Below are 23,583 nucleotides of genomic sequence, written 5' to 3'. Positions count from 1 at the left end.
TGCCGGGCGCTGGTAACTGGCAACAAGACCAGCCCGCCTATTCCCCATAGGGTCTTGTATTCGGCGGGCGCCCGGCATAAACCGTTTCGGCCTGCCGGAAGATCATAGAGTGGAGGTTGCCGCCATTATCGGAAACGACCACCGCTTGTTGAGGGGTTACCAGCCCCGAATCAAAACTCTACCTCCGCAGGGAAAATCATGCAAGCGGAATTCATCGACTTGTTTCTCGGGAAATTTTCGCAATTCACAACTCAGCCTTGATTTACCTCCCCTGATCCATTTTCCCGGGAAACATACTCAATCCGGTAGCGACAGCTGATGCCAGCCATTCTTGATGGGCTTTTCGGATGTCAGCACCTCGACCAGGGCGCAGGGCCATGGAATGACAAAGAACCCGCCGTCATCGGCTCTGAGTCGAATCCCGTCGGCCTCCATGACCTCGGCGATGATTTCCTCCGGCGTGGCCTCATCGCACTGCCGAGCCACACAGAGCGAATACATCCGGCCACCTCGAGCGATGGACGCCGACCAGAATAGTACGTACTGGGTCGGCCGCCGACTGTTGAGATCGACAATATCCGCCATAGGTCAGCTCCTGCGCCGGCCGCGCTTCAGTGCCTCGCGGCCGAATGTGCGCTGTATCGACGTTGCGACATCCTCGCTGGCCTGCGTGACGAACTCCTGGCCATCAAGGTGGATATGAACGGGCGTCCCGCCTCGATCCCCCCCGACCTGGTCAAGCGCGCCGGTCGGACCGCCGCCAGGCGCGGGGATGCTGTAGCCCAGCTGCTGGATCCCTCGGGCGGGCGAGTGAATGTCGGTATCCGTCATGGCCATCCCGCCATCTGCGAATCGGGGGAGCTTCATCCTGTTGATGGCATCAATGAAGGGGTGGCCGTAGAAGCTGACCGCATCCCGCCGGACGACATACTCGCCATCGGAGAGCCTGGCGAGGATGGAGTCTGATGTCCCGGTGCCGGGGCCCTCGATGGGGCCGCCGCCGGCAAAGCCGGGCACGTCTCGCAGCAGCTCATCGGCTCGCTTGTCAGCCTTCGTTTCGCCGGCAGGCTGAACCACAACCGGTGCGATGATCGGATTTCGGTCCAGTAGCGCCTGGATCCGCTGACGCAGAACCTCGGCACTCTGTTCGGCCGACTCGGCATCGAAGCCGATCTCAATCTTGCGCAGGAACTGAGCACGGGCGACCAGGCCATCGATCATCTGTTGGGCCTCCTGCTGATCGCGCTCAGCCGCGCCGCGCTGGGTGTCCACCGCCTCGAGGGCGATCCGGCGCAGTTGCTCCAAAAAGCCCAGCGACTGCTGGCGGCCCAACTCGCCCTCGAACTCGCCCGCCTTGCGCAGCTGGTGCAGGGCCTCGGTCGCTTCTTTGGTCAGATCGATCGCCCGGTCGAACTCACCGCCAGCCAGGGCCTGCCGGGCGCTGGCCATAATTGACACCATGTCCAGCAGGCCGCCGGGTTCCTCGGACTCTGCCGGGGCCTCCAGTGTCGCCCGCTGGGAACTGAAAAATTCCTCGATGTCCTGGCGCTGCTTCAGCAGCGATTCGATCCGCGAATTCGCGTCGTCATATGCCTGGATCTGATCCGCGAGCTGGGCTTTGATCGATTTCGTTTCGTCGGCCTTGATGACCTGGATTTTCCGCCTGAACTCCTCTTCGTCGGTCAGGCGTTTCTCACGACCCTTTTCCAGGTCCTCGTCAGGCTGACCCATCATGAACCCGGCGGCTTCGAGAAGCGCCTGGCGCTGCTGCTCCAGCCGGTGAAGCTCGTTGTCGATATCCGCATCCGAGAAGAACTCAAGGCCGCCGACAAATAGATTAGGCGAGAAGATAAGGGCGTCGGAACGAAGACGGAATCGGGTAAAGAAGCCGCCCATCATCGACTGCAACTGATCGATGCGGGCCTCGATCTCGGTCAGCTCATCCAGGTCGCCGAATTCGAGCGCGGCAACCCGGCCCAGGTCCTGAATGGAATTGACGATATCGCTGGTGAGTCGGGCCAGAGCCCCTGCGCCTCGCGCTGTTTGGGAAATAATATTGTTGACGCCCTGGGCGATGGCGGGATCCTGGAGCAGATCAGTCAGCGCCTCGATGCTCTGTCGGGCATCCTCGAGGCCGCCCTTGCTTTCGAGCAGGTCGCCGAAGGCATTGCCCAGCGACTGAAGCGCACCGCCAAAAGTATCGCGGGCGGCTCGCGCGGCACCGCCGAACTCAACCTCAAGCTCATCCAGAATGACAGCCTGAGCGCCGGCCAGATCACCGGTCTCCACCAGCTGTCTGACCAGCGCCTTCTGACTGTCGGTGAGGATGATGCCCATGCGCGACAGCTCACCGAGACGGGATACAGGATCGGAGAGCACCTTGCCCAGCTGTAGTGCCGAGCTGCGTAAATCCTGGCCGAGCGCCGTGGATAGGTTGAGGGCCGCCTCAGTAGTTCGCTCGAATATATCGCCCTGGATCGGCGTAAAGGTCAGCAAAACGGACTGCAGCTCGAGGATGGCCTCATCCCCGAATGTCGTTATTTTCTGCAGTTCAGCGGCTACGTCTGACAGCTGCTGAGTTGTGAAGCCGGCCGCACTACCGGTGCTTTTGATCCGGGCCTCTACCTGCGCCAGGGCCTGCTCCTGGCGGATTGTGTTGCGGATCGCCGACCGGAACAGGGCCACCGCGCCAAGCGCCGCGAGCGCACCGCGGAGTGTGACCGCTGAGCGCTTGACGTTATCGAGGCCAGTGCCGAACCCCCGTATATCGCGGCCCGCCCGCTTGCCGGACTTGCCGGCGGCTCGCAACTCCTTTTGAATTTTGCGGATGTCTCCCTGGGCCTTCTTTGTGTCGGCTTGGATCCGCATCAGTAGAGACAAACTGCGTTGAGCCATAAGGTATCTCCTCTCAGTGCTTGTTACCGCGCATGCGGCGCAGCACTCGGTCAATGTTCCTTCCGCGCGATCCGACCGCCATGGCCTCAATCATGTCCGCAAGGCGGTCAACGTGCCGTTGCTGTTCAATGTCGTGAAATCGTCGGATCTGACGCCATGTCAGGCGCTGACCGATGTCGCTGGGGTCGGTACCAAATCCGGCCCGCACAAGATCGGCCAGAACTCGGCTCAGTCGGAGGTTGCGGCCGGCTCCTGGCGGGCGCTTGCCGCCAGCACCAGCCGCCGTGTAAAAAAAGGGCCGTTGACTCTCCAGAACGCGAGTGAAAGCGCTACGCCATCCTTATCGGAAAGGCTGGTAATACGTTCCTCGGTGAGATTTGTGCTCATGCTGATGAGCTGCGTCCAGACATCAACATGATCAGCGATGATCGAGTCGAGCGCCTCCGTGGTGATCTTATCCTGATCGATGAGCGATCTCAGCGCGCCCAGGATGGGCTGAGCGATCTGCGCAGCGCGTATACCCTCGGTGAATCGAAACTCCCGAACGGTCACCTGCTCGCCGGAAAGTTCCAGTGTCTCGTCGGGAAAAAGAACTGATACATCATCTTCGCTGGTTTCTGTGGTGGTGGTCATGATGCTCTCCTGTGGTTGTAACGGTTCGGCTCAGCGCCGACGGTGGTATTGCTTATTGCGGCGCCAGCGGCGATGGCAGACACCACGTTCAGCTGCTGGGTGTTGTCCATGGATCAGCGCCAGGTTGTGGGGCCGCTCGGGTCGGTCGGCTGGGTTTCCACCAGGGTGAACTTCACCCGGCCGGTGCCGGTGGGTAGGGCCTCCACGATGTCGAACGCCTTGCCGCGGATGGTCAGGGTGTCACCCCGCACCAGGCCGGCGGCGTCGGTCTCGGTGAGGCTGACCACGGGATCCCGCGCCGGGGCGCGGATGCTGCCGGCTTGGCCACGGCGGATCTCCATCTCCGTGGTCGGGTAGCTGAACACGCCCTGGACCTGCACACCGCTGGGCAGGGTGACGTCCTCGCCCAGGTGGGCGTGGGCGTCCTCGGTGGCCTGGAGCACGGCGTCCCGGAAGCTCATGGGCGATCTCCTTTGGTGGTATTGCTGCTCATGGCGGCACCAGCGGCGATGGCGGACACCAGACTCCGCTGCCGCTCGGGATCGGTCATCTCTGCTTCCGCAGAATCCGGACCGATGTTTGGTTGAGGAATGTTGGCCATGGCGGCATCGAGACGCCCCAAGGGTCGAATCGAAGCCTGCGGCGCGGAAGTCAGCAGGCGCAGTGATTCCTCGACGGTCATGCACGCTTCAAAGGCGCAATGCCGGGCAAGGGGCTCCCGGCCGCGAGCGGCATCGGACTGCAGGATCCCGCGCAGGCGCTCCCGCTCAGCCATGCGGCCAGCTGCCAGGCCGCCAGCGTATGCTTTGTCCGTGATTTGCTTGAGGCTGTCTGTTGAGGCCGCCGCCTGTGCGGCAGGGCTGCTGGTACGGCTTGCTGCAGGTGTAGCCGATGCAGCGGTGTGTGTGGCTGCCGATCCACGCTGCCGGCCCGAGATTCTGGCCAGCATCTCGTCGGCGGTCTCGACTCGGTCGGCCAGGCCCATGGCAACGGCATCGCGACCCATGTAGACGCGGGCCTCGGTGTCGCGCAGGCGCTGCGCCCGGACACCTCGATACGCGGCAACGGCGTCGACAAACATGCTGTACAGGGTATCGATATCGGCCTGGAACTCGGCACGCACATCGTCGGGCAGCGGCTCGAACGGGTTGCCTGCGGTTTTTCGCTTGCCGGCGTAGAGTTGGGTGACGCCGATGCCGTCCTGCTCCATGGCTCGGCTGAAGTCGACGTGCCGCCAGACCACGCCGATCGATCCAGCGTAGCCCGTGCGGGTGACGCTGAACTCGCGCGCGGCCGATCCGACCAGGTAAGCCGCCGACGCGGCAAGGGAGTCAGCCACGGCGTACACGGGCTTGCGTGGATCGGCGGCACGGATCTGCTCGGCCAACTCGAACGCACCCGCCACCTCTCCGCCAGGCGAATCGATATCGAGCATAATGCGGTCGACCTGACGATCAGCCAGCGCCGCCTCCAGCCGGGTTGCGATCTGTTGATAGCCCAGAATGTAACTGGAGTCGGCCGCAATGCCGCCGCGATGGGCCAGCACGCCGAACACATCGATCACGGCCACGCCGTCGACGACACGGTAGCCGGGCTCGCGCAGGGTGCCCTGGCGCGTGGTGTACGCGCCTGTGCCACCATCGGCCTGGACACCCCAGCGCCGCAGAAGGGCACCCGTGATGGCATCCAGCTTGCTTGGCTGGATCAGCAGCGGCGTGTTGAATGCCCGCGCCGCCAGCAGAGGATGAAATGAAGCCACTCGGACCTCCGGAATAAAAAAGCCTGGGGGGAGAAACCCGCGGAACGTCCCGCCAGGCAAAGGGGATCAGATCACGGTCGCGCTCATGAACGCGCCGACCTGTGTCGGGATGACCAGCGGCGCAGACTGGACCATGAGCCACCGCACGCTGGGATCGGACTCGATCCAGCTCTTCGGGAAATACTGCGCCTCGGCCAGCCCGGACATGGCCGCCTGCACGTCCTGAATGGCCCCATAGGCCCGGACGGTCTGCGCGCGGGTGCTGCCCAGAATCACGCCGTCGACCGGCACCATGGGCTGTTCCACGTCGTTGGCGTCGAGGTACCATTCGTCGTAGGTGAACAGATCGATGCCGGGAACGCGCAGGTAGCCCAGATAGGTCACGCCGTCGGCCAGCTCGCGAGGGCGGATATTGCCCAGGTCGATGCGGCGTTGGTCGAGTTTATCCTCGAGGCGGGCAAGCAGCGGATCGACCACGTTGCTGCCGATGATGGCCCGATCCGGGGATGCTCCCGAGGCCCTGGACCGTTCCTGCTTCCAGGTACGCAGATCCTTGATCGGGTCGCTGCTGGCGTCGGTCCACAGATTGGCACCGGTCAGGGTGACGACCTGAGAGGCATCAAACTGGAAATCCACAACGGCATCAATCCCTTCGCCGACGACATGCACCTGGCCAGTGGTCAGCGCTTGAGCGGCCATCCACTCCTCGCGGCGGACAATGCTCTTGGTCAGATCCATGATATCCGCGTCCCGTTTTGCAGCGGCTCGCTGCTGCTGAGTGATACTGCCGGTGTAGGCGCTTTCGCTCGGTATTCGGTTAAGATAATCCTGCGCGCGCGTTGGGCGCTTGGGCTTCACGTATGGCGGCTTGAAGGTTTCGATGGTGTAGCCTTCGCGCTTGACCACCTTGCCCTCGTGCAGGGGCGAGACGAAGGGCGCGAGCTTGCGCTTGCCCTTCACGATGTCCATGTCCACCGCCTCGGTGCCAAAGGTCTGCACGTCTCGGAAGAAGGAGTCCAGCAGGAACGTCCGAGGAGGCTTCATCTCCCTCAGAGCCTGCAGCATGGTGCGTGTCTCAAACATATCGATGGGCATGTGAATCAACCTCCAGGTTGTGATGGGCGGCCTGTCTGCAGGCCGCATGCAGTGAATTCAATGGATGGTCGGCCCAAACGCCCGCGGCGCGGTGCGCAGCAGGGCCAGTGCCTCCCTGACCGTCATATCGGTGTGAAGCGCGACATGCACGGCCAGCTCGTGGCGGCCGACAGCCTCCCGCGACTCGATGATGGCGATCATCCGGGCACGCTCAGACCTCCTCGCTGTTTCACGTGGATCCGTTTTCATGTGTTTCCCGGGGAACGATCGACCAAGATAAACAAGCCTGGCGTCGAGCCGGCAGGAGAACCGGCGCCCTGAGCCAGGGCCGCCTGCATCAGCAGGCCAGGTGCGGCGGCATAGACAAAGCGCACCGCCCATGCCGCCGCTAGGCAGCGGTGCGCACCATGAAGAACTAGTCGGGTGATGCCTCCTGAGCGAGGACAGCCGCCGTCTCGGACTCAAGGAGATAGAGAGTGCGGATCAAACCCGAGAGTATCGCGACAAGCGAGACACAATCGGCGTAGTCCTGCTGGGTCGGACCGTACTCACTGCCTGGAGAAGCATGGCACAGCATCGCTGCAAGGCCATTCAACCCCTGCAGCAAACTCTCGATCGACTCGGCAGAGTAACGATTGAGAGTCCTGACCCGCTCGCGCTGCTCGTGGCTGAGCTGTGCCCTTCCGTCGGCGATATCGCGGAGTAGGGCGGGCTGGATGGTGTCGCCGCGAGCCAGGTCGATCAGATCTGAAAGGGAGCGCAGCTCAGACATGAGACTGCTCTTGCGTCGTGTGGGCTCTGACTACCTCGAAGATGTACTTGATGACACTGTCATTGACCCCCGGCGGTTGACTCTGCATGGATGAGTGCCACTGCCGGGCAATCGGCAGTTCAAGTAGCTTCGAGATCAGTTGCTCGCTGCCACCAGCGCGCAGCCCCACCAATCGCGCCAATCCCGCCCACTCATCGAACGTCTTGCCCTTGGCCGCCAAGCCTGCGTGACCGAACAAGGTCGTACTGATCGGGAGATCTCGCAGGCGCTCTCGGGCACCCAGCTCTCGGGCGCCCATGTACGCAATAGCTCCCTTGGTGAATCGGCGCCCCGCAAGCCAGCACAGGCAGACCTCGACATCGAATATCGCCATTCGGCTGCGCTTTTTCGGCATGCCCTGACGGTGCCAACGATCGACCTGGAAGCGAGAGACCCCGAGCATCTCGGCCAACCTCGCGGCCGTGACGTCGAGGACCAACCCGTGGTCACGAAAATCAACTGGTAGCAGTGCTGTCACTACTGACCTCCGTATCGGTGAAATCATAAAATTGAGGGTAGTCGGCAATAGCAGAAAAAGCGGCCTCGAAAATGTCATCCACGTCGGCACGATCGACCGTGATCTCATGCTGCCGCTCAATCAGGTCGACCGCCTTGTCCAGTGCGACCTCCATCTCGCGTCGGCCTGAGCTGGCCCACCCAGACATCAATGCCTCTGCGTCGGTTGAGGGAACAAGCTCGCCTGCCTGCTTGGACAGCTCGAGCTCCTTCAGTTGGGCGTCGGCGAGCTCCCGCCGCGCCCGCACCTGGGTGAGATTATGCTGATCCTCTCCGCCGCGTCCGGCCGCGATCGTGCGCAGCTGCTCGATGTAATCCAGCCGCGCCTGGTCGAGGATGCGGTCTTGGGGGTGGTTGCCGTGGCGCATGTGACAAGCATGCATCATCTGTCTGTTTTGCCCAGCAACTTCTGCAGCTCGAAATTCAGTTCCTGAGCCATGATGCGCTGATACCTCCTTTGTGTTTCACGTGAAATTCTGGGCACGTTGGCTCGGACCACTTCTTGGAACGGTATGTCGAGGCGGTCAATCGGCTCGCGCACCTCGCCCCCGTGGGATCCCCTGGTCATAATGCGGGGCGACTCCCCTGTCCGGATAAAGATCGGCCCCTCTGGTGCGCGGTGCGCGAAGCTGCCCGGAAAGGTCCGCCGGCCGGCGCGTGCGCCTGTCATGCGCCGATTCCATCGGACCGTGCCGAGACGATGTGCGGGAAACGGATCCTCCCCAACCCAGACGGTGGCCTCCCACAGTTCTTTCTCGGTGATACGGATCCGGATCCGGTGAGTGATGAACGTCGATTGAGGGACGCCGATAGCCGAAGCGGCGACCCTGGCCAACTGTCGCCGCGCGTACCTGGCCGCCTTTGTTGCCGCTCGTTTCTGCGCGCGCCTCACCACGATCGCGCGCCGCGGGCCGAGCGCCCCCAGGCCCTCGAACAGTGTGCGCGTGCGCTGATCCCAGTTCATTCCGTCGATCGATATGCTCGCCATAGATTATGCCTCCGCCAGGTCAGTGGACTTGAGGGACTGGGCTAAGCCTTGGTGCGGCCTTCAGTGCCTTCAGCGCCTGCTTGTTTTCCCGGGAAACGCGCCTGGACTTCGATGGCCGTGCGCCCTTCGCCTGTTCGCTCGCGCTCATTCCGTCGCCTCCTCGAGCGGACCAATCTGCATCCCCTCCGGATCGGGAAGCTCGCCCTGCTGCCAGTAGGTGGTCACAAACTCTTCCGGCTCCATGTACATAAAGCGAGGCATCAGGCCGGCGAACAACAGCGCTCCAGGGTCGTCTGGCGCGCGGGTGTGCCCCAGGGCAACGCCGGTCGCATCGCGCCATATCGCATCGAGCGAGTCACCTTCGAAGCATGCGCTGTATCGATCCTCCATGATCCAGGTGCCCGCCAGCCCCAGGACGGGCTCCACGGCCACCTGCAGCAACCGCACGGCCTGTACCCTGTCGCCGGTCTCCTCGTGCAGGTGCCTGAGGATCAGGCAGGGGTAGGTGGTCGCCCAGTAGTGCAGGAAATCGCGCAGCCCATCCTCAACAAAGAACCGGATCGGGTTGCGAAGGTCGGGACGGTTGCCCAGAAGTACCGCAAGCGACGGCCGCTCGGTCGCGTTCGGTGTCTTGATGTGGCCGCCGCGCCACTCTTGTTCAGACTGCTTGGCCATCGTCTCTCTCCAGCGCGCCACCTCGGGGAGGGAAAACTGCCAGGCTTTACCGTTCGTGCCGCGCTGGCGAAATGGGCAGCCCTTGCGGACCCATGAATCAATTGTGGGCAGGCTCACGTCGAACGCTTGTGCAAGGTCGGCGCGATTTAGGAGGTTTTCGGCATCAGTGCCAGTGGTCATGGTATCTATCCCCCTGATAAATCAACAACATAAACCCTATAGGGCCAGACCTTTGCACAAAAAGCGCGCCCTTCCCGGACCGTATTGTCGGAAAGGCCAGGAAGGACCCACGCCCAGGGCTGGGACAGGGCACCCCAGCAGGGTGCCCGCCTTGATCAATCAACCCTGGCATATTGAGAGTGCGGCGGTAGCGTTGGCACCTTGTCGTCGAAAGTGACAGAGTCGGCATCGAACTTGGTAATCCCTACCTCCCCGAGCAACCCTCCACCCGATCCTCCGCCCTCGAGGTACTGATCCAGCGGAACCGCGCTCCGCACACTGGCGTAGACCTGGGCGCGATAGGCCCGCAGGAATGGTGCAGCAGCGGCTTTGCATTTCTCTCGCTCCTCCGCCTCAACCGCCAACCAGTACAAGCGGTGTTGATTGTGTGCCTCGCGCAAGGCACTCGCTACAGCCTCCCTCTCTCTGCCGATCACGCGATCGATGCTGGAAATCTGCTCGGCGCAGCTCTCTTGCTTGCGATTGGCCTCCGCGACCGCATCGAAGGCCGCGTCAATACCAGCCCGATCTCCGGCAGCCGTAGCTTCATCAAGGGCGGCGCGAGCGCGCTCGGTGGCATTGGCAGCATTATCCTGCTCCTGACGTAGATCAGACTGACGAGACTCTAGGTTGCGGATCCCGGTTTCGGCATCCCGCAGGGCTTTGAGGGCCTCAAGATATTTTTGCTTTGCTGTAGTGGTGCTGGTGGACATCGGTTATCTCCTTGTGTTGAAGCGATCCATGCCCTTCTACTGGGCATGGGAGGGTAGATCACGATCTTGTGTTGTCTTCGCTGAGGCGAGATCGGAGCCAACTATCGACGGAATCCGTGGGCCATCCGACGCAGCGTCGTGCCAGTCGCACAGGCGCAGGAAACTCTCCGGACTGAATGAGTCGATACAGTGTTGAGCGTGACAGGCCGGTGCGCTCAATCACGGCAGGTAGTCGCATGATTTGCGTTTCGGCAGGCATGTGCTCTCCAATAAAAAACCCCGGCCGGTTTCCCGGTCGGGGCGCTGGAACGAATAAGCCCGACGTATCAGTCGGGCTCATGACGCAGTAATGTCAGGTTGCCTAAGTTGTACCGAATAACCGGCGCCGGGTCAATCCCAAGTCGTTGCACAAGATTCCACTAAGTCATTATTGGGGGTGATGGGGTGATAAGGGGAGATTGTTCCGATCAATATATTTATTTGTCATCTCTCTGACAGTTTTTCACGTTGAGTAGTATTATCACCCCAATAACCCCCCATCACCCCCTGTTATTCACAGATAACACGCCAGGCAGCGACTTTGCTCGGCCCGTATCGACTGATCCCGTCTAGTTGCATGCCCTCAACAATCCGACTACGGTATCGCCGCAGCGCATAGCCCAGACGGCGTGCATCGACCTGCTTGCCACACACCTGGTGCACCGCGTCATGCAGCGCCGGGTGTTCGTAATCGAAGCCACCTGATCCGTATCGCGGTATGCTCTTCGTTGCATCGTTAATTATCTCTGCGGCGGTCACGACTCGGTCGCCATACGCTTGGCGCATTGCCTCCAGCAGTGCGACCAATGCTGCGCGGTCGGGGTCATCATCGCGGACGCTGGCAGCAGCCATGAGAGGATCGGAGAGTCCAGCCCACACGAGCGGTCTCCGGACCAATCTATCCCAGGCCGCAAACCCTCCAAGCGGTGTTGTGCCCACATCTGGGCATCCAGCCGCATGATATGCGGTCGTTATAGTGATTGCTGCCGCGATCAGTTCACTACGTCTGGCCGCCAAATCGGCAAGGATATCGCCATCGAAGCTGCGCTGTTCGGGATGCTCCATCCCAGCATTGATCTGTATCAGCATGACTCTCCGTGTCAGATCACCGCGGATGACCAGATTGTTTCCCGTTGCGCAGAGACATACGCGCGCAGGGGCCCGGATCTGGACCGAACTTCCCAGAGGTCGTACTGCCACGTAGGGCTGTGTAACGGCCTGGCATAACAGGTCGCCTCCCAGCACAGTCTCGACGTTATCGATTGCCAGCGGCGAGTCACCAGCCAGCAGGCCGGAGGCAAGTCGTTTTGCTGCTTCATTCGTGTCTTTCCCTAGGGTCATAACAGCTGGACGCCGTCCCGTTGCGATAACTGCGCCAGCATCTATCAGGAGCGATTTTCCTGACCCGGGAGTAGGAGACGTAACGCACGGCATCGGGACCGCATCGACTGAGCGAGCGTAGAGCATGGTCGGGATCGTGGCCACAGCGGCCGCATGATCTCCGGTTCCCACGTATGGCCAGCTGCCGACAGCCTCGCACAGAGTCCGTGATGCATCGACTGCGTCCTCATAGCTGGGCTCTTTTGTGAGTGTGATTTGTGGCGCGCCGGGGAGAAGGTAGAGGCCCGATTGCTCATCGTACCCTGGCACGGTCAGGGGTGTGCCATCTTCGCGCACCGTTGGGGCTTCGACGTAGGCTACCAGTTCCCGTAGCTTCCACCGGCCTCGATCGACAAGCGCGGTCGCCACGGCCATTGGGCAGTCGATATCGCGCACGCCCTGCGCACGTGCATCATATCGCTGCCAGATCGCGGATCGCGTCAGCTGCTCACGCAGGTGGACCGGTGTGACAGGTATCAGGCGAGGGGCAGCCTCCGGACGCTGGATGCCTTTGTGATTATGCTTCTGATCTTCATGCCCAATCGCGACGAGACGGCCGCCTGACTGATAGATTTCTGCGCCAGCTTCGAGCAGTGCCGCTTCCCCGGCATCTACGGTGGCAGGCAGCAGGCCAGGAACCACGTCGATCACCGGCAAGTCTTTATTGTCATGGCGAGCTGTGGGCAGCGTGATTATCCGGTCACCGGGTTCTTTCCCAGTTTTTGCGCCGCTCATGCAGCAACCTCCTGATCAGGGAGATAGCGGACCATGCGACCATCTGGCCATGTCACTATTACCCGTGCCGCGCCTGCCAGCATCAGTTCAGCGGCCAGGGCATCCAAGGCGGAGGCCTCCAGTTCTCCAGCCACATGTATTAGCGCCGGGTTTCTCCGATCTTCAGGGACGGCCATACCCCAGCACAAGGTACAGGGGTCAGCGTCGGTCGGTGCCACAACCGCCAAATGGCACGGGTGCGTAGCAGCCCACTGCCAGGCCCCGCTCCCCGCTGTGACCCACACTGATCGCCCCTGATCACCACCGGCCGCTGCCATACGCTCCATAACCTGCCTACCGTAGGGCGGGAGGCGTCTGTGTATGCGGGATCGCTGCATCGTTGGCCTCACTAATTTCCGCCATTGTTGGCACAGCGATCAGTCCCGCTGATTCGTTGCTCGATCCACTCATCGACTGCTTCCGCGGACCAGCCAACACAGCGCGGGCCCAGCTTGACCGGTTCCGGAAAGCCCCCAACCTTGATCAGGTGGTAGATGGTCGGCTTGGTCAGGCCGGTGCGCTCCATAACTGCTGGCATCCTCAGTATCCGGGCCTCGGACATTTTTGATCCCTCCGACGAAAAAAACCCCGGCCGGTCTCCCGGTCGGGGTTTGGATTCACTCAATAAAAAAACCCGGCCGGTGTAGCCGGTCGGGTTCTATCCAGTCGCACTGCTGCGACGTTGCCTAATATTTACAGAATAACCGGCGCCGGGTCAAGATAAAATTAGACGAATACAGACCTAATTATACTTACTGGTACTGCTTGGAATCATTTCCCGGGAAACATTCCGCGGACCGTTCGTGCCCAATCTTCCTCCGCAACAATCAGCAGCGAGCTGCCTTTGTTTTTATTCTCGATCGCTTTCTCGATCTTGCGGCCATGGCTGGTATGCAGCCAGTCCCTGCTCGCCAACGTCCCGATCACCAGGTAGTCCAGCTGTTTTGTGATATTGCTCACAGAGATTGCGCCCAGTGACTCCACGGCCTGTTCGCATTTTTTCCGGCTGCCGTACACAAATTTTCCCGTGAAACAATAGCGCCGGCCATCGAAGTGCACCTGATCAACTTCGTCGACCGGTAGCTGCGTTGCCATTCCACTAGCGGTGCCTGTCTCCTCGAGGGTGCCGCCGATCAGCTTCGATAGCGTCTCCTTCAGGTCCTCCGCCTCGTCGGTCGTCACGACGCCATCGGCCAGGATCTGCTGCACGCGCGCCACAATCATCTCGCCTGCGCCATGCTGTTGCGACCTCCTGATTATCCTTCAGCCAGGTATCCAGGAATACGATTTCCTCCGGCGACAGAACGCCATCGGCGAGTAACCCCTTGCAGATCCCCAATAGGGACTCGACAGAGCGCAGCAGAGTGCGCTGCTGATTGAAGCCCTTAATGATGGGCTGACCGTCGTCATCAAGCATGGCTGTTGATCTCCTCTTATCCTGTTATACAAGCCCGATTCTATCGGTTATAGCCAATATGAATGTAAGCATAAGCTTACATATTACCGGTCGCGCTCGAGGAGGAAGGGGCGGGAGAGGGGTGCGAGACGCAGATTCGACAGAGGCTTTGTGGGGTGGAAGGGGTCAGTTTGAGCTGTCCCTGTGGCTGCCTGCCTGGATTGTCCTGCCAGACGGCGGGCGTGGGGCGCATTGTACGCGCAAGGAACCAGCGGGGGCTGGGCAGCGAGGGAAATCAGAAGGGGGCTGGGCCGGCGGTGGCCGCAGTTGCATCGGGGAAGGGGCGGCGGCCCAGAATTGCGAGGGATGTTTATATTCCAGTCATTTAGCCTATCGATTGCGTGTCCGCTGCCGGCATATCAGGTACCGCTTCACGGTTGCTGTAGAGATCGGGTAGCAGGCCCCCGCTACCACTTTCCCTTTCGTGCCGTACCCGGTATCCCGTACACCCCGTCCGGGAACTTCAACCGTTCTTGAAATCAATCAGGATCGCCGGGCTCGGGCTTATGACCCGTACCCCCGCACCGGCCTCGCGCAGAGGGACGACCAGGTCTGCCAGCGCCGCCAGCGCACTGATCTGCGCTATCTGTTCCAGCAGTTCGGGTCCTCCCTCGATTTCGACAGACTCGGGCTGGTTGCGCTCCTCGGCGCACAGCCGGCTGAACAGGGCGAAATGCAGATCCGGCGGCAGTTGCAGTTCCAGCGGCGTACGCTGATCGATCAGCCGTTTCGCTTCGGCGATGGTTTCGTTGCCTTCCCAGTTCAGGATTGCGGGATGAGCAGGCATGTCCGCCTCCTTCCGTTATCTGTTATTCCTTCAGCCTTGCGATCAGTGCATCCAGTCCGCCACGGGCGATCTGGGCCGAGAACTCCTTGCGATAGGTCAGGGCCAGGCTGATCCCGTCAATGGCCAGATCGGCGATCTTCCATTCGGAATCGGTCCTGACCATGGTGTAATCGACCTGTGCCGTCCCGCCCTTGGGCAGGGAAATGCGGCTGCGGACCGTGACCTGGTCGCTGTCATCCGGATTGCGCAGGGGAGGATAGTCGACCTGATCGGCATGCGCGAGAATCTCGTCGGTATAGGCGGTCATCGAACTGACGTAGGTGCGCATCAGATGCTGCCTGAAGCCTTCGATGAAGGCTGCGCGCTGCTCTTCGCTGGCACGACGCCAGTGTTTTCCCAGTACCCAGCGCGAGATCCGTTCGAAGTCGATATAAGGCACCACGATCCGGTCTGCCAGCCGGTGCGCGATGGCCTCGTCCTGTTGAATGGCCTCGCGCTGTTCGCGCAGGGCCTCGACCAGCTCGTTGGAGACGCGCATGACCAGCTCGCGCGGATCGGCAGGCTGAGAGGTTGGCGGCGCTTCGGCGATCGCGGCCGGGCACAGCAGCAGGCCGGCGAGCAGAAGGATGAGACTGCCCGGATACCGTATGGCGGCAGTGAGCCCTGTCATGTGGCTGTCATACCCTCAAGGTTGCGTTTCTGCCTTGCCAGTGTACCTGTCACGGGCCCGGCTGGATAGCGCCCGGGGCTGACGACCCGGGGCCGCTTGCAATCACCTGAGCAGCGTTTATCTTTCTGGTAGTCCCTGCAGGAGCCGACATGTCCATTCCCGCGTACGCCACCATTGAAGCCAGCCCGCTGGGCACCGCCGAACTGGGCCGCCTGGATGCCTACTGGCGGGCCGCGAACTATCTGTCCGTCGGCCAGATCTATCTGCTCGACAATCCCCTGCTGACCCGCAGCCTGGAGCTGAAGGATGTCAAACCGCGCCTGCTCGGCCACTGGGGGACCACACCCGGCTTGAATTTCATCTACCTGCACTGCAACCGGATCATCCGGCGCGGAGATCTGGACATGATCTTCATCACCGGTCCCGGGCACGGCGGCCCGGCGCTGGTGGCCAATACCTGGATGGAAGGTAGCTACAGCGAGTTCTATCCCGACGTCAGCCCTGACGCAGACGGCATGCACAAGCTGTTCCGGCAGTTCTCCTTTCCAGGTGGTATTCCCAGTCACGTCGCGCCCGAGATACCCGGCTCGATCCACGAGGGCGGCGAGCTGGGCTATTCCCTGGCCCATGCCTTCGGTGCGGTGTTCGACAATCCGGAGCTCATCGCCTGTTGCGTGGTGGGCGATGGCGAGGCCGAGACCGGCCCGCTGGCCGCGGCCTGGCACTCGACCAAGTTCCTCAATCCCGCCCGGGACGGCGCCGTGCTGCCGGTGCTGCATCTGAATGGCTACAAGATCGCCAGTCCCAGCCTGTTTGCCCGCATGGGGCGCGAGGAGCTTGCCAGCCTGTTCACCGGCTATGGCTATGAGCCCCTGTTTGTCGAAGGCTGTGAGCCCGAACCGATGCATCAGGCCATGGCCGCCGCCATGGACACGGCCGTGGAACGGATCCGGGAGATCCAGCAGCAGGCCCGCGGTAGCGGCGAACACGGGCGTCCACGCTGGCCCCTGATCATTCTGCGCAGTCCCAAGGGCTGGACCGGGCCGAAGGAAGTCGAGGGCAAGAAGGTCGAGGACTTCTGGCGCGCCCACCAGGTGCCCATCACCGGTCTGGACCAGCACCCCGAACGGTTGCAACTGCTCGAGGACTGGATGCTGAGCTACCGGCCGCGGGAGCTGTTCACGGAGCAGGGCGAACTGCTGCCCGAGCTGGCCGAACTGGCGCCGGCCGGCGTGCGGCGCATGGGCTCCAACCCCCATGCCAACGGCGGCAGCCTGCTGCGGGATCTGAGCCTGCCGGATTACCGGGATTACGCCGTCGCGGTCAACGAACCCGGCCGTACGCAGGCCGAGGCCACCCGGGTGATGGGCCAACTGCTGCGGGACGTGATGCGCGCCAACCGCAAACGGGCCAATTTCCGCGTCTTCGGCCCCGACGAGACCAGCTCCAACCGGCTGGACGCCCTGTTCGAGGAAACCGCCCGCACCTGGATGGAACCGCGCCTGCCCGAGGACGAGCACCTTTCACCAGACGGCCGGGTGATGGAGATCCTGAGCGAGCACACCTGCCAGGGCTGGCTGGAAGGCTATCTGCTGACCGGCCGCCACGGCCTGTTCTCCTGCTACGAGGCCTTCATCCATATCATTGATTCGATGTTCAACCAGCATGCCAAGTGGCTCAAGGTCGCCGGCGGTGAGGTCCCCTGGCGCCGGCCCGTTGCCTCGCTGAACTATCTGCTCACCTCCCATGTCTGGCGCCAGGATCACAATGGTTTCTCGCACCAGGACCCCGGCTTCATCGACCATGTGGTCAACAAGAAGGCCGATGTCATCCGGGTGTATCTGCCGCCGGATGCCAACACGCTGCTTTATGTCACCGACAAGTGCCTGCGCTCACGTAATTTCATCAACGTGATCGTCGCCGGCAAGCAGCCGCAGCCGCAGTGGCTGGATATGGACGCCGCCATCAAGCACTGCAGCGCCGGCGTTGGCATCTGGCAGTGGGCCAGCAACGACCAGGGCGCCGAGCCGGACGTGGTCATGGCCTGCGCCGGTGACGTGCCAACCCTGGAGACCCTGGCGGCGGTGGCTTACCTGCGCGAGCTGGTGCCGGACCTGAAGATCCGGGTGATCAATGTGGTGGACCTGATGACGCTGCAGCACCACACCGAGCATCCCCACGGTCTGAATGAACTGGATTTCGATACCCTGTTCACCACCGACAAGCCGGTCATCTTTGCCTATCACGGCTATCCCTGGCTGATCCACCGGCTGACCTACCGCCGTACCAACCATGCCAACCTGCACGTGCGCGGCTACAAGGAGGAGGGTACCACCACCACGCCTTTCGACATGGCGGTGCGCAACGACATCGACCGGTTTCATCTGGCCAGTGACGTGATCGACCGGGTGCCGCGGCTGGGGTATCTGGCCGCCCATGCCAAGCAGGCGATTCGCGACAAGCTGATCGAGCACCGGGAAACAATCCGCCGTTACGGCCAGGACCTGCCCGAGGTGCTGGAGTGGGAGTGGCCGTATTGACGGCAGATACAGGAGACAGGTTGAAGGATGCGGGTGTTGCAGGTTGAGTCAGCAGTAGTAGGTTGGGTTAGGTGAATGGCACCGTAACCCAGCATGCCGCGGGTTGTCGGGTTACGCTACGCTAACCCGACCTACGTGCTGCATTCATTGATTTGGTGTATTTGCGTTCATTCACGGCTCATATCCCCTGATCCAGCAGGTCCGCCGCCTGCCGCGCCATCAACGCCCCCTCGTCGACGGGCATGACCCATACCCCGACCCGGCTGTCGCCGGCGCTGATACGCCGGCGTTCACCCTGTGTGGATGAATTGAGGTCCGGATCCAGCCGGATGCCCAGGTACTCCAGCCCTTCCAGGATGGCGGCGCGCACCGGCGCGGCGTTCTCGCCCACACCGCCGCCGAACAGGATGGCATCCACACCGCTCAGCACGCCGGTGTAGGCGGCGAGATACTTGCGGGCGCGGTAACAGAACAACTCCACCGCCAGGCGGGACGGGTCGTCGTCCGCCTCCAGCAGGGTCTTCATGTCGCCGCTGCGGCCCGAGACGCCGAGCAGACCGCTGTCGTGATTGAGCAGGGATTCCAGTCCGGCGTCCGACAGGTCCAGGCTGCGCTTTAGATGGAACAGCAGACCGGGGTCGATATCGCCGCAGCGTGTGCGCATCATCAAGCCTTCCAGCGGGGTGAAGCCCATGGAGGTGTCGAGTGCCCGGCCGTCCAGCGTGGCGGTGACGGAACAGCCGCCGCCGAGCTGCAGCGAAATGACCCGTCGCGGCATGGATGCAGCGCTGTGGCATGCAGACAGTCCGGCCAGCATGGACTGGTGGGCCAGCCCGTGAAAGCCGTAGCGGCGCAGACCCTGATCCGTGCTGATCCCATGCGGCAGCGGATAGGTGGCGGCCACGGCCGGCAGGTCGTGATAGAAGCCGGTGTCGAAGCAGGCGATGTGCGGCAGTTCCGGGTCGAGCTGCGCGCGGACCTGACGCAGCAGGTTCAGTGCGTGCGGGTTGTGCAGCGGGGCCAGTTCGCCGGCCTGTTCGATGGCCCGTTCGACCTGCGCCGAGATGCGGGCGGGCCGCCACAGCTGCGGACCGCCATGCACCACCCGGTGGGCGGCCGCGTCCACCGGCAGGGGGATTGCCGCCAGCATGCTGTCCAGCTGTTGCCCCAGTTGTTCGGGTGGCTGCTCCCGGTGATCCTGCCACAGGCAGTCCGCGGTTCCGGCGTTGACCCGGTACAGGGCGCTGCGCAGCGAGGAGCTGCCGGCATTGAAGGTCAGTATCCGCGTCATGATGCCGCGACACGCCGCTGTCGCCGCCTCAGGTAGCGGCGGATGATCCATTTCTCCAGTTCCACGATCACCACCACGCTGAGGGCTGTGAGCAGGATCCTGCCCCAGGCATCCAGACCGATGGGTGCGGTGTCGAAGAGATACTGCATCGGAGGCAGATAGGTGAAGGCAAGCTGCAGCAGGATCAGCACGCCCACGGCGATCAGCACATAGCGGTTGCCCGTCAGACCCTCCCAGTTCAGCGAGGGCGCCAGCAGATAACGGGCGCAGAACAGATAGAAGATCTCGAAACTGACCAGGGTGTTGACCGCGATGGTGCGGGCGATTTCGATCGGGACGCCGGCATTGCGTTCCATGATGAACAGGCCGAAGCTGCCGCTGACCAGGATCAGCGAGACCAGCAGAATGCGCCAGATCAGAAATCCGGACAGCAGCGGTTCGCGGGCATCCCGCGGCGGCCTCTGCATGACGTCCTTCTCCGCCGGTTCAAAGGCCAGTGCCAGTGCCAGGGTTACAGCCGTGACCATGTTCACCCACAGGATCTGCACCGGCGTGATGGGCAGCATGTAGCCGCTGAGGATGGCGGCAATGATGGCCAGGGCCTGGCCGCCATTGGTCGGCAGGATGAACAGGATGGACTTCTTCAGATTGTCATAGACGGTGCGTCCTTCCTCCACGGCATGGGCGATGGAGGCGAAATTGTCGTCGGCCAGGACCATCTCGGAGGCCTCCTTGGAGACTTCCGTGCCCTTCATCCCCATGGCGATGCCGACATCGGCCCGCTTCAGAGCCGGGGCGTCGTTGACGCCGTCGCCGGTCATGGCCACCACCGCACCGCCGGCCTGCAGCGTGGAGACCAGGCGCAGCTTGTGCTCCGGACTGGTACGGGCGAACACGCTGGATCCGCCTGCTGCCCGCTGCAGCTGCGCGTCGTCGTACTGATCCAGATCCGTGCCGCTGACCGTCTGGATATCCTCGCCGATACCCATCTGCTCACCGATGCTTTTCGCCGTGACGGCATGATCGCCGGTGATCATCTTCACTGTGATGCCCGCGTTGCGGCAGGTCCGGATGGCCTGGATGGCGTCCTCGCGCGGCGGATCGATCAGGCCGACCACCCCGAGCAGGGTGAGTCCGCCGTTGACGTCCTCGAAGCGCAACTCGCGCTGTTCCGGCGCGGCACCGCGGTAGGCCAGCGCCAGCAGCCGCTGCCCGCGTGCGGCCATGGTGTGCATGCGTCGGCTCCATTCCTCATGGTCCAGGGGGACGTCCTCGCCCTGTATGCGCTGGCAGGTACACATCTCCAGTACCCGCTCGGGCGCCCCCTTGAGATAGATGAAGGCGTGGCCGGCGTGGTCATGATGCAGGGTCGCCATGAACTTGTGCATGGATTCGAAGGGAATCACATCCGTGCGCGGCCACTGTTCATGCTGATACGCCAGGTCCAGACCGCCCTTGCGGCCGAGGGTGAGCAGGGCGCCCTCGGTCGGATCCCCGTGGATATGCCAGCCCTGTTCGTCCCGGGTCAGGCTGCTGTCATTGCACAGGATGCCCGCCCGGATGAGTTCCTTCAGAACCGCTTCGGTATCGGAATCGACCGGTTTTCCGTCCAGCGTGAATTCCCCGTGCGGGTCGTAGCCCGAGCCGCTGACCTCGAAGTGTTTGCCGTCGCACAGGATCTCCTGGACCATCATTTCGTTATGGGTCAGGGTGCCGGTTTTGTCGGAACAGATCACTGTGACCGAGCCCAGGGTCTCGACCGCCGGCAACCGGCGGATGATGGCATTGCGCCGGGCCATGCGCTGCACGCCGATGGCCAGGGTGATGGTCATGATGGCCGGCAGGCCCTCCGGGATGGCGGCCACGGCCAGGCCGACCGCGGCCAGGAACATGTCGGCGGCGGAATAGGCCTGGAAGCCCACGCCGTAGACGAAGGTGGCCGTGGCCAGTACCAGGATGGCACCGGTCAGCCAGCGTGCGAACTGCGCCATCTGCCGCAGCAGGGGGGTGGTCAGGGATTCGACCTGTCCGAGCATGCCGCTGATACGGCCGATCTCGGTCTGTTCGCCGGTGGCGACCACCACACCCTGGCCATGGCCGTAGGTGACCAGGGTGCCGGAATAGGCCATGCAGCTGCGATCGCCCAGCACGGCTGTCTCCGCCACCGCCCGGGTGTCCTTTTCCACCGCCTCCGACTCGCCGGTGAGAATCGCCTCGTCGATGCGCAGATCCTTGACCTTGAACAGGCGCACATCGGCCGGGACCTTGTCGCCGGACTGGAGGCTGAGGATGTCGCCGGGTACGACCTCGGTGGCGGGCAGGGTGATGAAGGCATTGTCGCGCCGGACCATGGCCTGCTGCGAGAGCATGCGGCGGATGGCATCCAGCGCCTTTTCCGCCTTGCCTTCCTGAATGTGGCCGATCAGGGCGTTGATGATCACCACGCCCAGGATCACGCCGCTGTCCACCCAGTGCTGCAGCAGCAGGGTGACCAGGGCTGCGCCCAGCAGCACGTAGATCAGCAGATTGTGGAACTGCAGCAGAAAGCGCTTCAGGCCACTCTGTTTCTCGGGCGGGCGCAGCTCGTTACGGCCGTATTCTTCCAGCCGTGCCTCCGCCGTCTGTGCATCCAGTCCCTGAGGGTCGGTCCGGAGGTGGTCGAAGGCGGCCTGCGGTTCGCTGGCATGCCAGTTGGCGGGGGCGGTCGGAGCGGGATCGGCCATGATCGGATGATTTTCCTGCTGGCGGGATGGGGGCTACTGAGCCCAGTCTAACCAATCCACCGGGGACGGTGAACCGGGGTTCTGAAAGCGCTGGCGCAGGTCAGGCGCCGCCCTTCCGGCGCCGATGCGCCCAGCGCGAAAGCAGCAGGGCGGCCACGGCCAGTACGGCCACCACGGCGACAAACACGACCAGGGCCCGCGGTGTGGGATTGCGGACGATGGCCAGGATGCGGTCGATCAACAGGGCAATGGCGATCATTCCCGGTGCCATGCCGAGCAGTGTGCCGATGAGATAATCCCGGAAGCTGACATGGGAGGCGCCGGCCACCAGATTGATGATGCTGAAGGGGGCCACCGGAATCACCCGCAGCAGGAACACGGTCAGAATCCCGCGCTGGCCGAGCCGGCTGCTCACCGCATTGATGCGTTCGCCCACCAGCTGGCGGATCCCGCGTCGACCGAAATGGGCACCGACGGCATAGACGGCAACGGCGTTGGCAATCACGCCCAGCAGGGCATAGAAAAATCCTGTCAGGGCGCCGTAGGTGAGGATGGTCGCCACGATCAGGGCCGTGACCGGCATGATCAGCAGGCCGCCGATCACGAACAGGCCGATGACAATCAGCGGGCCGTAGCCGAACGTGCGCACCGCCTCCAGCGCCCCGAGCAGACGCTGAGGCTCGACCCACTCCGACAGGGGCGACCAGCGCCAGGTCAGGACCAGTGCCAGGAGCACCAGCCCCAGGCCCAGCCAGCGATGGGAATGTCGTATCGGCATGTGGTCCCGCAGGCGTTTTCAGGCGGCTCAGTATACAGGCCGAGGCCATCAATATCTTCTATGTCTGCTAAAGAAATGCTCATGGATTGAACCTGCCGGGCGAGTCGCGCACAATTGCCGCCCACACCGGGCGCCTGCCCGGGCATACGATTCGACAGGATGAAGGAGGAATTCCGTGAAGCTGATTCTTTTGGGTGCGCCCGGTGCGGGCAAGGGTACGGTCGCCAAGATGCTGACCGACGTCGATGGGTCGGTGCAGATCTCCACCGGTGACATCCTGCGTGCCGCCGTCAAGGACGGCACCGAACTGGGCAAGCAGGCCGAGGCCTACATGAAGGCCGGCGACCTGGTGCCCGACGAACTGATCATGGGCATCATGGGAGAGCGGCTGCAGGAGCCGGACTGCGCCAACGGTTTCCTGCTCGACGGCTTTCCCCGCACCATTCCCCAGGCCGAGCAGCTCAAGACGCTGCTGGACAAACTGGGCATCAAGCTCGACATGGCCGTCAATCTGGAAGTGCCGCGCGAGGTCATCCTCGACCGCCTGACCACCCGCCGTACCTGCACCGGCTGTGGGGCCATCTACAACGTCAAGAGCGCCCCGCCAAAGGTCGAGGGCGTATGCGACAAGTGCGGCGGCACCGTGGTGCAGCGTGACGACGAGACCGAGGAGGCCATCTCCAACCGGCTCGACGTCTACAACGAAAAGACCGCGCCCCTGGTCGAGTTCTACCGCAACGAGGGTCTGCTGGTGGATGTCAACGCCACCTCCAGCGACGAGGTGGTCAGGACCATCAAGGAGAAACTGGCCGGCTGATTCCGCCCGGTCCGCTGTCCCGAA

24 protein-coding genes are annotated in these 23,583 nt (G+C 62.7%); 2 read left to right on the top strand and 22 right to left on the bottom strand.

Translation table 11 applies throughout. The features are described from left to right. Positions 1–297: 297 nt before the first annotated feature. The 19 genes from D6C00_RS01025 to D6C00_RS00935 form a co-directional block, all read right to left on the bottom strand. On the bottom strand, positions 298–585 hold the full coding sequence (locus D6C00_RS01025) for a hypothetical protein (RefSeq protein ID WP_125179918.1): 288 nt from the start codon (positions 583–585) through the stop codon (positions 298–300). A gap of 3 nt (positions 586–588) precedes the next feature. Then, complete coding sequence (locus D6C00_RS01020) at positions 589–2,895, bottom strand: phage tail length tape measure family protein (RefSeq protein ID WP_125179917.1); 2,307 nt, start codon at positions 2,893–2,895, stop codon at positions 589–591. Positions 2,896–3,123: 228 nt separating this feature from the next. After that, complete coding sequence (locus tag D6C00_RS01015) at positions 3,124–3,528, bottom strand: DUF6631 family protein (RefSeq protein ID WP_125179916.1); 405 nt, start codon at positions 3,526–3,528, stop codon at positions 3,124–3,126. A gap of 113 nt (positions 3,529–3,641) precedes the next feature. After that, the gene (locus D6C00_RS01010) at positions 3,642–3,989 is read right to left on the bottom strand and encodes a head-tail joining protein (RefSeq protein ID WP_125179915.1); all 348 of its coding nucleotides are present in this window, start codon (positions 3,987–3,989) and stop codon (positions 3,642–3,644) included. Then, entirely contained in the window at positions 3,986–5,287 is a 1,302-nt protein-coding gene (locus tag D6C00_RS01005; protein WP_125179914.1) for a S49 family peptidase, read from the bottom strand. Before D6C00_RS01005 ends, D6C00_RS01010 begins: the two co-directional genes overlap by 4 nt. A 66-nt stretch (positions 5,288–5,353) precedes the next feature. After that, positions 5,354–6,382, bottom strand: coding sequence for a major capsid protein (locus D6C00_RS01000; RefSeq protein WP_125179913.1), 1,029 nt, complete (start codon positions 6,380–6,382; stop codon positions 5,354–5,356). 57 nt (positions 6,383–6,439) lie between these two features. Next, positions 6,440–6,631 carry a hypothetical protein gene (locus D6C00_RS00995; protein ID WP_125179912.1) on the bottom strand — a complete coding sequence of 64 codons (192 nt, stop codon included), beginning with the start codon at positions 6,629–6,631 and terminating at the stop codon, positions 6,440–6,442. A gap of 166 nt (positions 6,632–6,797) precedes the next feature. Continuing rightward, on the bottom strand, positions 6,798–7,154 hold the full coding sequence (locus D6C00_RS00990) for a hypothetical protein (RefSeq protein ID WP_125179911.1): 357 nt from the start codon (positions 7,152–7,154) through the stop codon (positions 6,798–6,800). Continuing rightward, complete coding sequence (locus tag D6C00_RS00985) at positions 7,147–7,671, bottom strand: hypothetical protein (RefSeq protein WP_125179910.1); 525 nt, start codon at positions 7,669–7,671, stop codon at positions 7,147–7,149. Before D6C00_RS00985 ends, D6C00_RS00990 begins: the two co-directional genes overlap by 8 nt. Next, on the bottom strand, positions 7,649–8,077 hold the full coding sequence (locus tag D6C00_RS00980) for a hypothetical protein (RefSeq protein WP_125179909.1): 429 nt from the start codon (positions 8,075–8,077) through the stop codon (positions 7,649–7,651). The genes D6C00_RS00985 and D6C00_RS00980 overlap by 23 nt, the downstream gene beginning before the upstream one ends. 14 nt (positions 8,078–8,091) lie before the next feature. Continuing rightward, positions 8,092–8,697: a phage tail protein gene (locus D6C00_RS00975; protein WP_125179908.1), complete on the bottom strand. Its 606-nt coding sequence runs from the start codon at positions 8,695–8,697 to the stop codon at positions 8,092–8,094. Between the two features lie 144 nt (positions 8,698–8,841). Beyond that, on the bottom strand, positions 8,842–9,552 hold the full coding sequence (locus D6C00_RS00970; RefSeq protein WP_125179907.1) for a terminase small subunit: 711 nt from the start codon (positions 9,550–9,552) through the stop codon (positions 8,842–8,844). Between the two features lie 155 nt (positions 9,553–9,707). Further along, positions 9,708–10,304, bottom strand: a complete 597-nt coding sequence (locus tag D6C00_RS00965) for a hypothetical protein (protein WP_125179906.1) — start codon at positions 10,302–10,304, stop codon at positions 9,708–9,710. A 58-nt stretch (positions 10,305–10,362) separates the two neighbouring features. Beyond that, positions 10,363–10,542, bottom strand: a complete 180-nt coding sequence (locus tag D6C00_RS00960; protein ID WP_241546894.1) for a helix-turn-helix transcriptional regulator — start codon at positions 10,540–10,542, stop codon at positions 10,363–10,365. Between the two features lie 311 nt (positions 10,543–10,853). Further along, entirely contained in the window at positions 10,854–12,458 is a 1,605-nt protein-coding gene (locus D6C00_RS00955; protein ID WP_125179904.1) for a hypothetical protein, read from the bottom strand. A gap of 388 nt (positions 12,459–12,846) precedes the next feature. Then, positions 12,847–13,035, bottom strand: coding sequence for a helix-turn-helix transcriptional regulator (locus D6C00_RS00950; protein ID WP_255416738.1), 189 nt, complete (start codon positions 13,033–13,035; stop codon positions 12,847–12,849). Positions 13,036–13,268: 233 nt separating this feature from the next. Then, positions 13,269–13,706: a BRCT domain-containing protein gene (locus tag D6C00_RS00945; protein ID WP_125179902.1), complete on the bottom strand. Its 438-nt coding sequence runs from the start codon at positions 13,704–13,706 to the stop codon at positions 13,269–13,271. A gap of 710 nt (positions 13,707–14,416) precedes the next feature. Further along, the gene (locus D6C00_RS00940; protein ID WP_125179901.1) at positions 14,417–14,740 is read right to left on the bottom strand and encodes a hypothetical protein; all 324 of its coding nucleotides are present in this window, start codon (positions 14,738–14,740) and stop codon (positions 14,417–14,419) included. Positions 14,741–14,762: 22 nt separating this feature from the next. Next, on the bottom strand, positions 14,763–15,410 hold the full coding sequence (locus tag D6C00_RS00935; protein ID WP_125179900.1) for an MlaC/ttg2D family ABC transporter substrate-binding protein: 648 nt from the start codon (positions 15,408–15,410) through the stop codon (positions 14,763–14,765). 149 nt (positions 15,411–15,559) lie between these two features. Between D6C00_RS00935 and D6C00_RS00930 the strand changes: the two genes are divergently transcribed. Continuing rightward, on the top strand, positions 15,560–17,950 hold the full coding sequence (locus D6C00_RS00930; RefSeq protein WP_125179899.1) for a phosphoketolase family protein: 2,391 nt from the start codon (positions 15,560–15,562) through the stop codon (positions 17,948–17,950). 178 nt (positions 17,951–18,128) lie between these two features. Here the strand turns inward: D6C00_RS00930 and D6C00_RS00925 are convergent, their stop codons facing one another. The 3 genes from D6C00_RS00925 to D6C00_RS00915 all read right to left on the bottom strand — a co-directional run bounded on the left by D6C00_RS00925 (position 18,129) and on the right by D6C00_RS00915 (position 22,742). Then, a complete protein-coding gene (locus D6C00_RS00925) occupies positions 18,129–19,241 on the bottom strand; it encodes an acetate/propionate family kinase (protein WP_158675239.1) in 1,113 nt (370 codons plus the stop codon). Continuing rightward, the gene (locus tag D6C00_RS00920) at positions 19,238–21,964 is read right to left on the bottom strand and encodes a cation-transporting P-type ATPase (protein WP_125179897.1); all 2,727 of its coding nucleotides are present in this window, start codon (positions 21,962–21,964) and stop codon (positions 19,238–19,240) included. The genes D6C00_RS00925 and D6C00_RS00920 overlap by 4 nt, the downstream gene beginning before the upstream one ends. Before the next feature lie 100 nt (positions 21,965–22,064). Then, a complete protein-coding gene (locus D6C00_RS00915; RefSeq protein ID WP_125179896.1) occupies positions 22,065–22,742 on the bottom strand; it encodes a TVP38/TMEM64 family protein in 678 nt (225 codons plus the stop codon). Between the two features lie 175 nt (positions 22,743–22,917). Between D6C00_RS00915 and D6C00_RS00910 the strand changes: the two genes are divergently transcribed. After that, on the top strand, positions 22,918–23,559 hold the full coding sequence (locus tag D6C00_RS00910) for an adenylate kinase (protein ID WP_125179895.1): 642 nt from the start codon (positions 22,918–22,920) through the stop codon (positions 23,557–23,559). Positions 23,560–23,583: the final 24 nt, after the last annotated feature.

The organism is Thiohalobacter thiocyanaticus (assembly GCF_003932505.1).
Lineage (GTDB): Bacteria > Pseudomonadota > Gammaproteobacteria > Thiohalobacterales > Thiohalobacteraceae > Thiohalobacter > Thiohalobacter thiocyanaticus.
The sequence above is the reverse complement of the archived record's forward strand: the minus strand, read 5'-3'. Positions and strand labels throughout refer to the sequence as shown.

What these genes read in the sequence shown, in the direction of transcription:
- D6C00_RS00960 (WP_241546894.1), bottom strand. Translation starts at nt 10,542, where the DNA reads ATGCGACTACCTGCCGTGATTGAGCGCACCGGCCTGTCACGCTCAACA.
- D6C00_RS00940 (WP_125179901.1), bottom strand. Translation starts at nt 14,740, where the DNA reads ATGCCTGCTCATCCCGCAATCCTGAACTGGGAAGGCAACGAAACCATC.
- D6C00_RS00955 (WP_125179904.1), bottom strand. Translation starts at nt 12,458, where the DNA reads ATGAGCGGCGCAAAAACTGGGAAAGAACCCGGTGACCGGATAATCACG.
- D6C00_RS01000 (WP_125179913.1), bottom strand. Translation starts at nt 6,382, where the DNA reads ATGCCCATCGATATGTTTGAGACACGCACCATGCTGCAGGCTCTGAGG.
- D6C00_RS00990 (WP_125179911.1), bottom strand. Translation starts at nt 7,154, where the DNA reads ATGTCTGAGCTGCGCTCCCTTTCAGATCTGATCGACCTGGCTCGCGGC.
- D6C00_RS00980 (WP_125179909.1), bottom strand. Translation starts at nt 8,077, where the DNA reads ATGCGCCACGGCAACCACCCCCAAGACCGCATCCTCGACCAGGCGCGG.
- D6C00_RS01025 (WP_125179918.1), bottom strand. Translation starts at nt 585, where the DNA reads ATGGCGGATATTGTCGATCTCAACAGTCGGCGGCCGACCCAGTACGTA.
- D6C00_RS00915 (WP_125179896.1), bottom strand. Translation starts at nt 22,742, where the DNA reads ATGCCGATACGACATTCCCATCGCTGGCTGGGCCTGGGGCTGGTGCTC.
- D6C00_RS00965 (WP_125179906.1), bottom strand. Translation starts at nt 10,304, where the DNA reads ATGTCCACCAGCACCACTACAGCAAAGCAAAAATATCTTGAGGCCCTC.
- D6C00_RS00975 (WP_125179908.1), bottom strand. Translation starts at nt 8,697, where the DNA reads ATGGCGAGCATATCGATCGACGGAATGAACTGGGATCAGCGCACGCGC.
- D6C00_RS01020 (WP_125179917.1), bottom strand. Translation starts at nt 2,895, where the DNA reads ATGGCTCAACGCAGTTTGTCTCTACTGATGCGGATCCAAGCCGACACA.
- D6C00_RS00930 (WP_125179899.1), top strand. Translation starts at nt 15,560, where the DNA reads ATGTCCATTCCCGCGTACGCCACCATTGAAGCCAGCCCGCTGGGCACC.
- D6C00_RS01015 (WP_125179916.1), bottom strand. Translation starts at nt 3,528, where the DNA reads ATGACCACCACCACAGAAACCAGCGAAGATGATGTATCAGTTCTTTTT.
- D6C00_RS00935 (WP_125179900.1), bottom strand. Translation starts at nt 15,410, where the DNA reads ATGACAGGGCTCACTGCCGCCATACGGTATCCGGGCAGTCTCATCCTT.
- D6C00_RS00995 (WP_125179912.1), bottom strand. Translation starts at nt 6,631, where the DNA reads ATGAAAACGGATCCACGTGAAACAGCGAGGAGGTCTGAGCGTGCCCGG.
- D6C00_RS01010 (WP_125179915.1), bottom strand. Translation starts at nt 3,989, where the DNA reads ATGAGCTTCCGGGACGCCGTGCTCCAGGCCACCGAGGACGCCCACGCC.
- D6C00_RS00970 (WP_125179907.1), bottom strand. Translation starts at nt 9,552, where the DNA reads ATGACCACTGGCACTGATGCCGAAAACCTCCTAAATCGCGCCGACCTT.
- D6C00_RS00925 (WP_158675239.1), bottom strand. Translation starts at nt 19,241, where the DNA reads ATGACGCGGATACTGACCTTCAATGCCGGCAGCTCCTCGCTGCGCAGC.
- D6C00_RS00950 (WP_255416738.1), bottom strand. Translation starts at nt 13,035, where the DNA reads ATGCCAGCAGTTATGGAGCGCACCGGCCTGACCAAGCCGACCATCTAC.
- D6C00_RS00920 (WP_125179897.1), bottom strand. Translation starts at nt 21,964, where the DNA reads ATGGCCGATCCCGCTCCGACCGCCCCCGCCAACTGGCATGCCAGCGAA.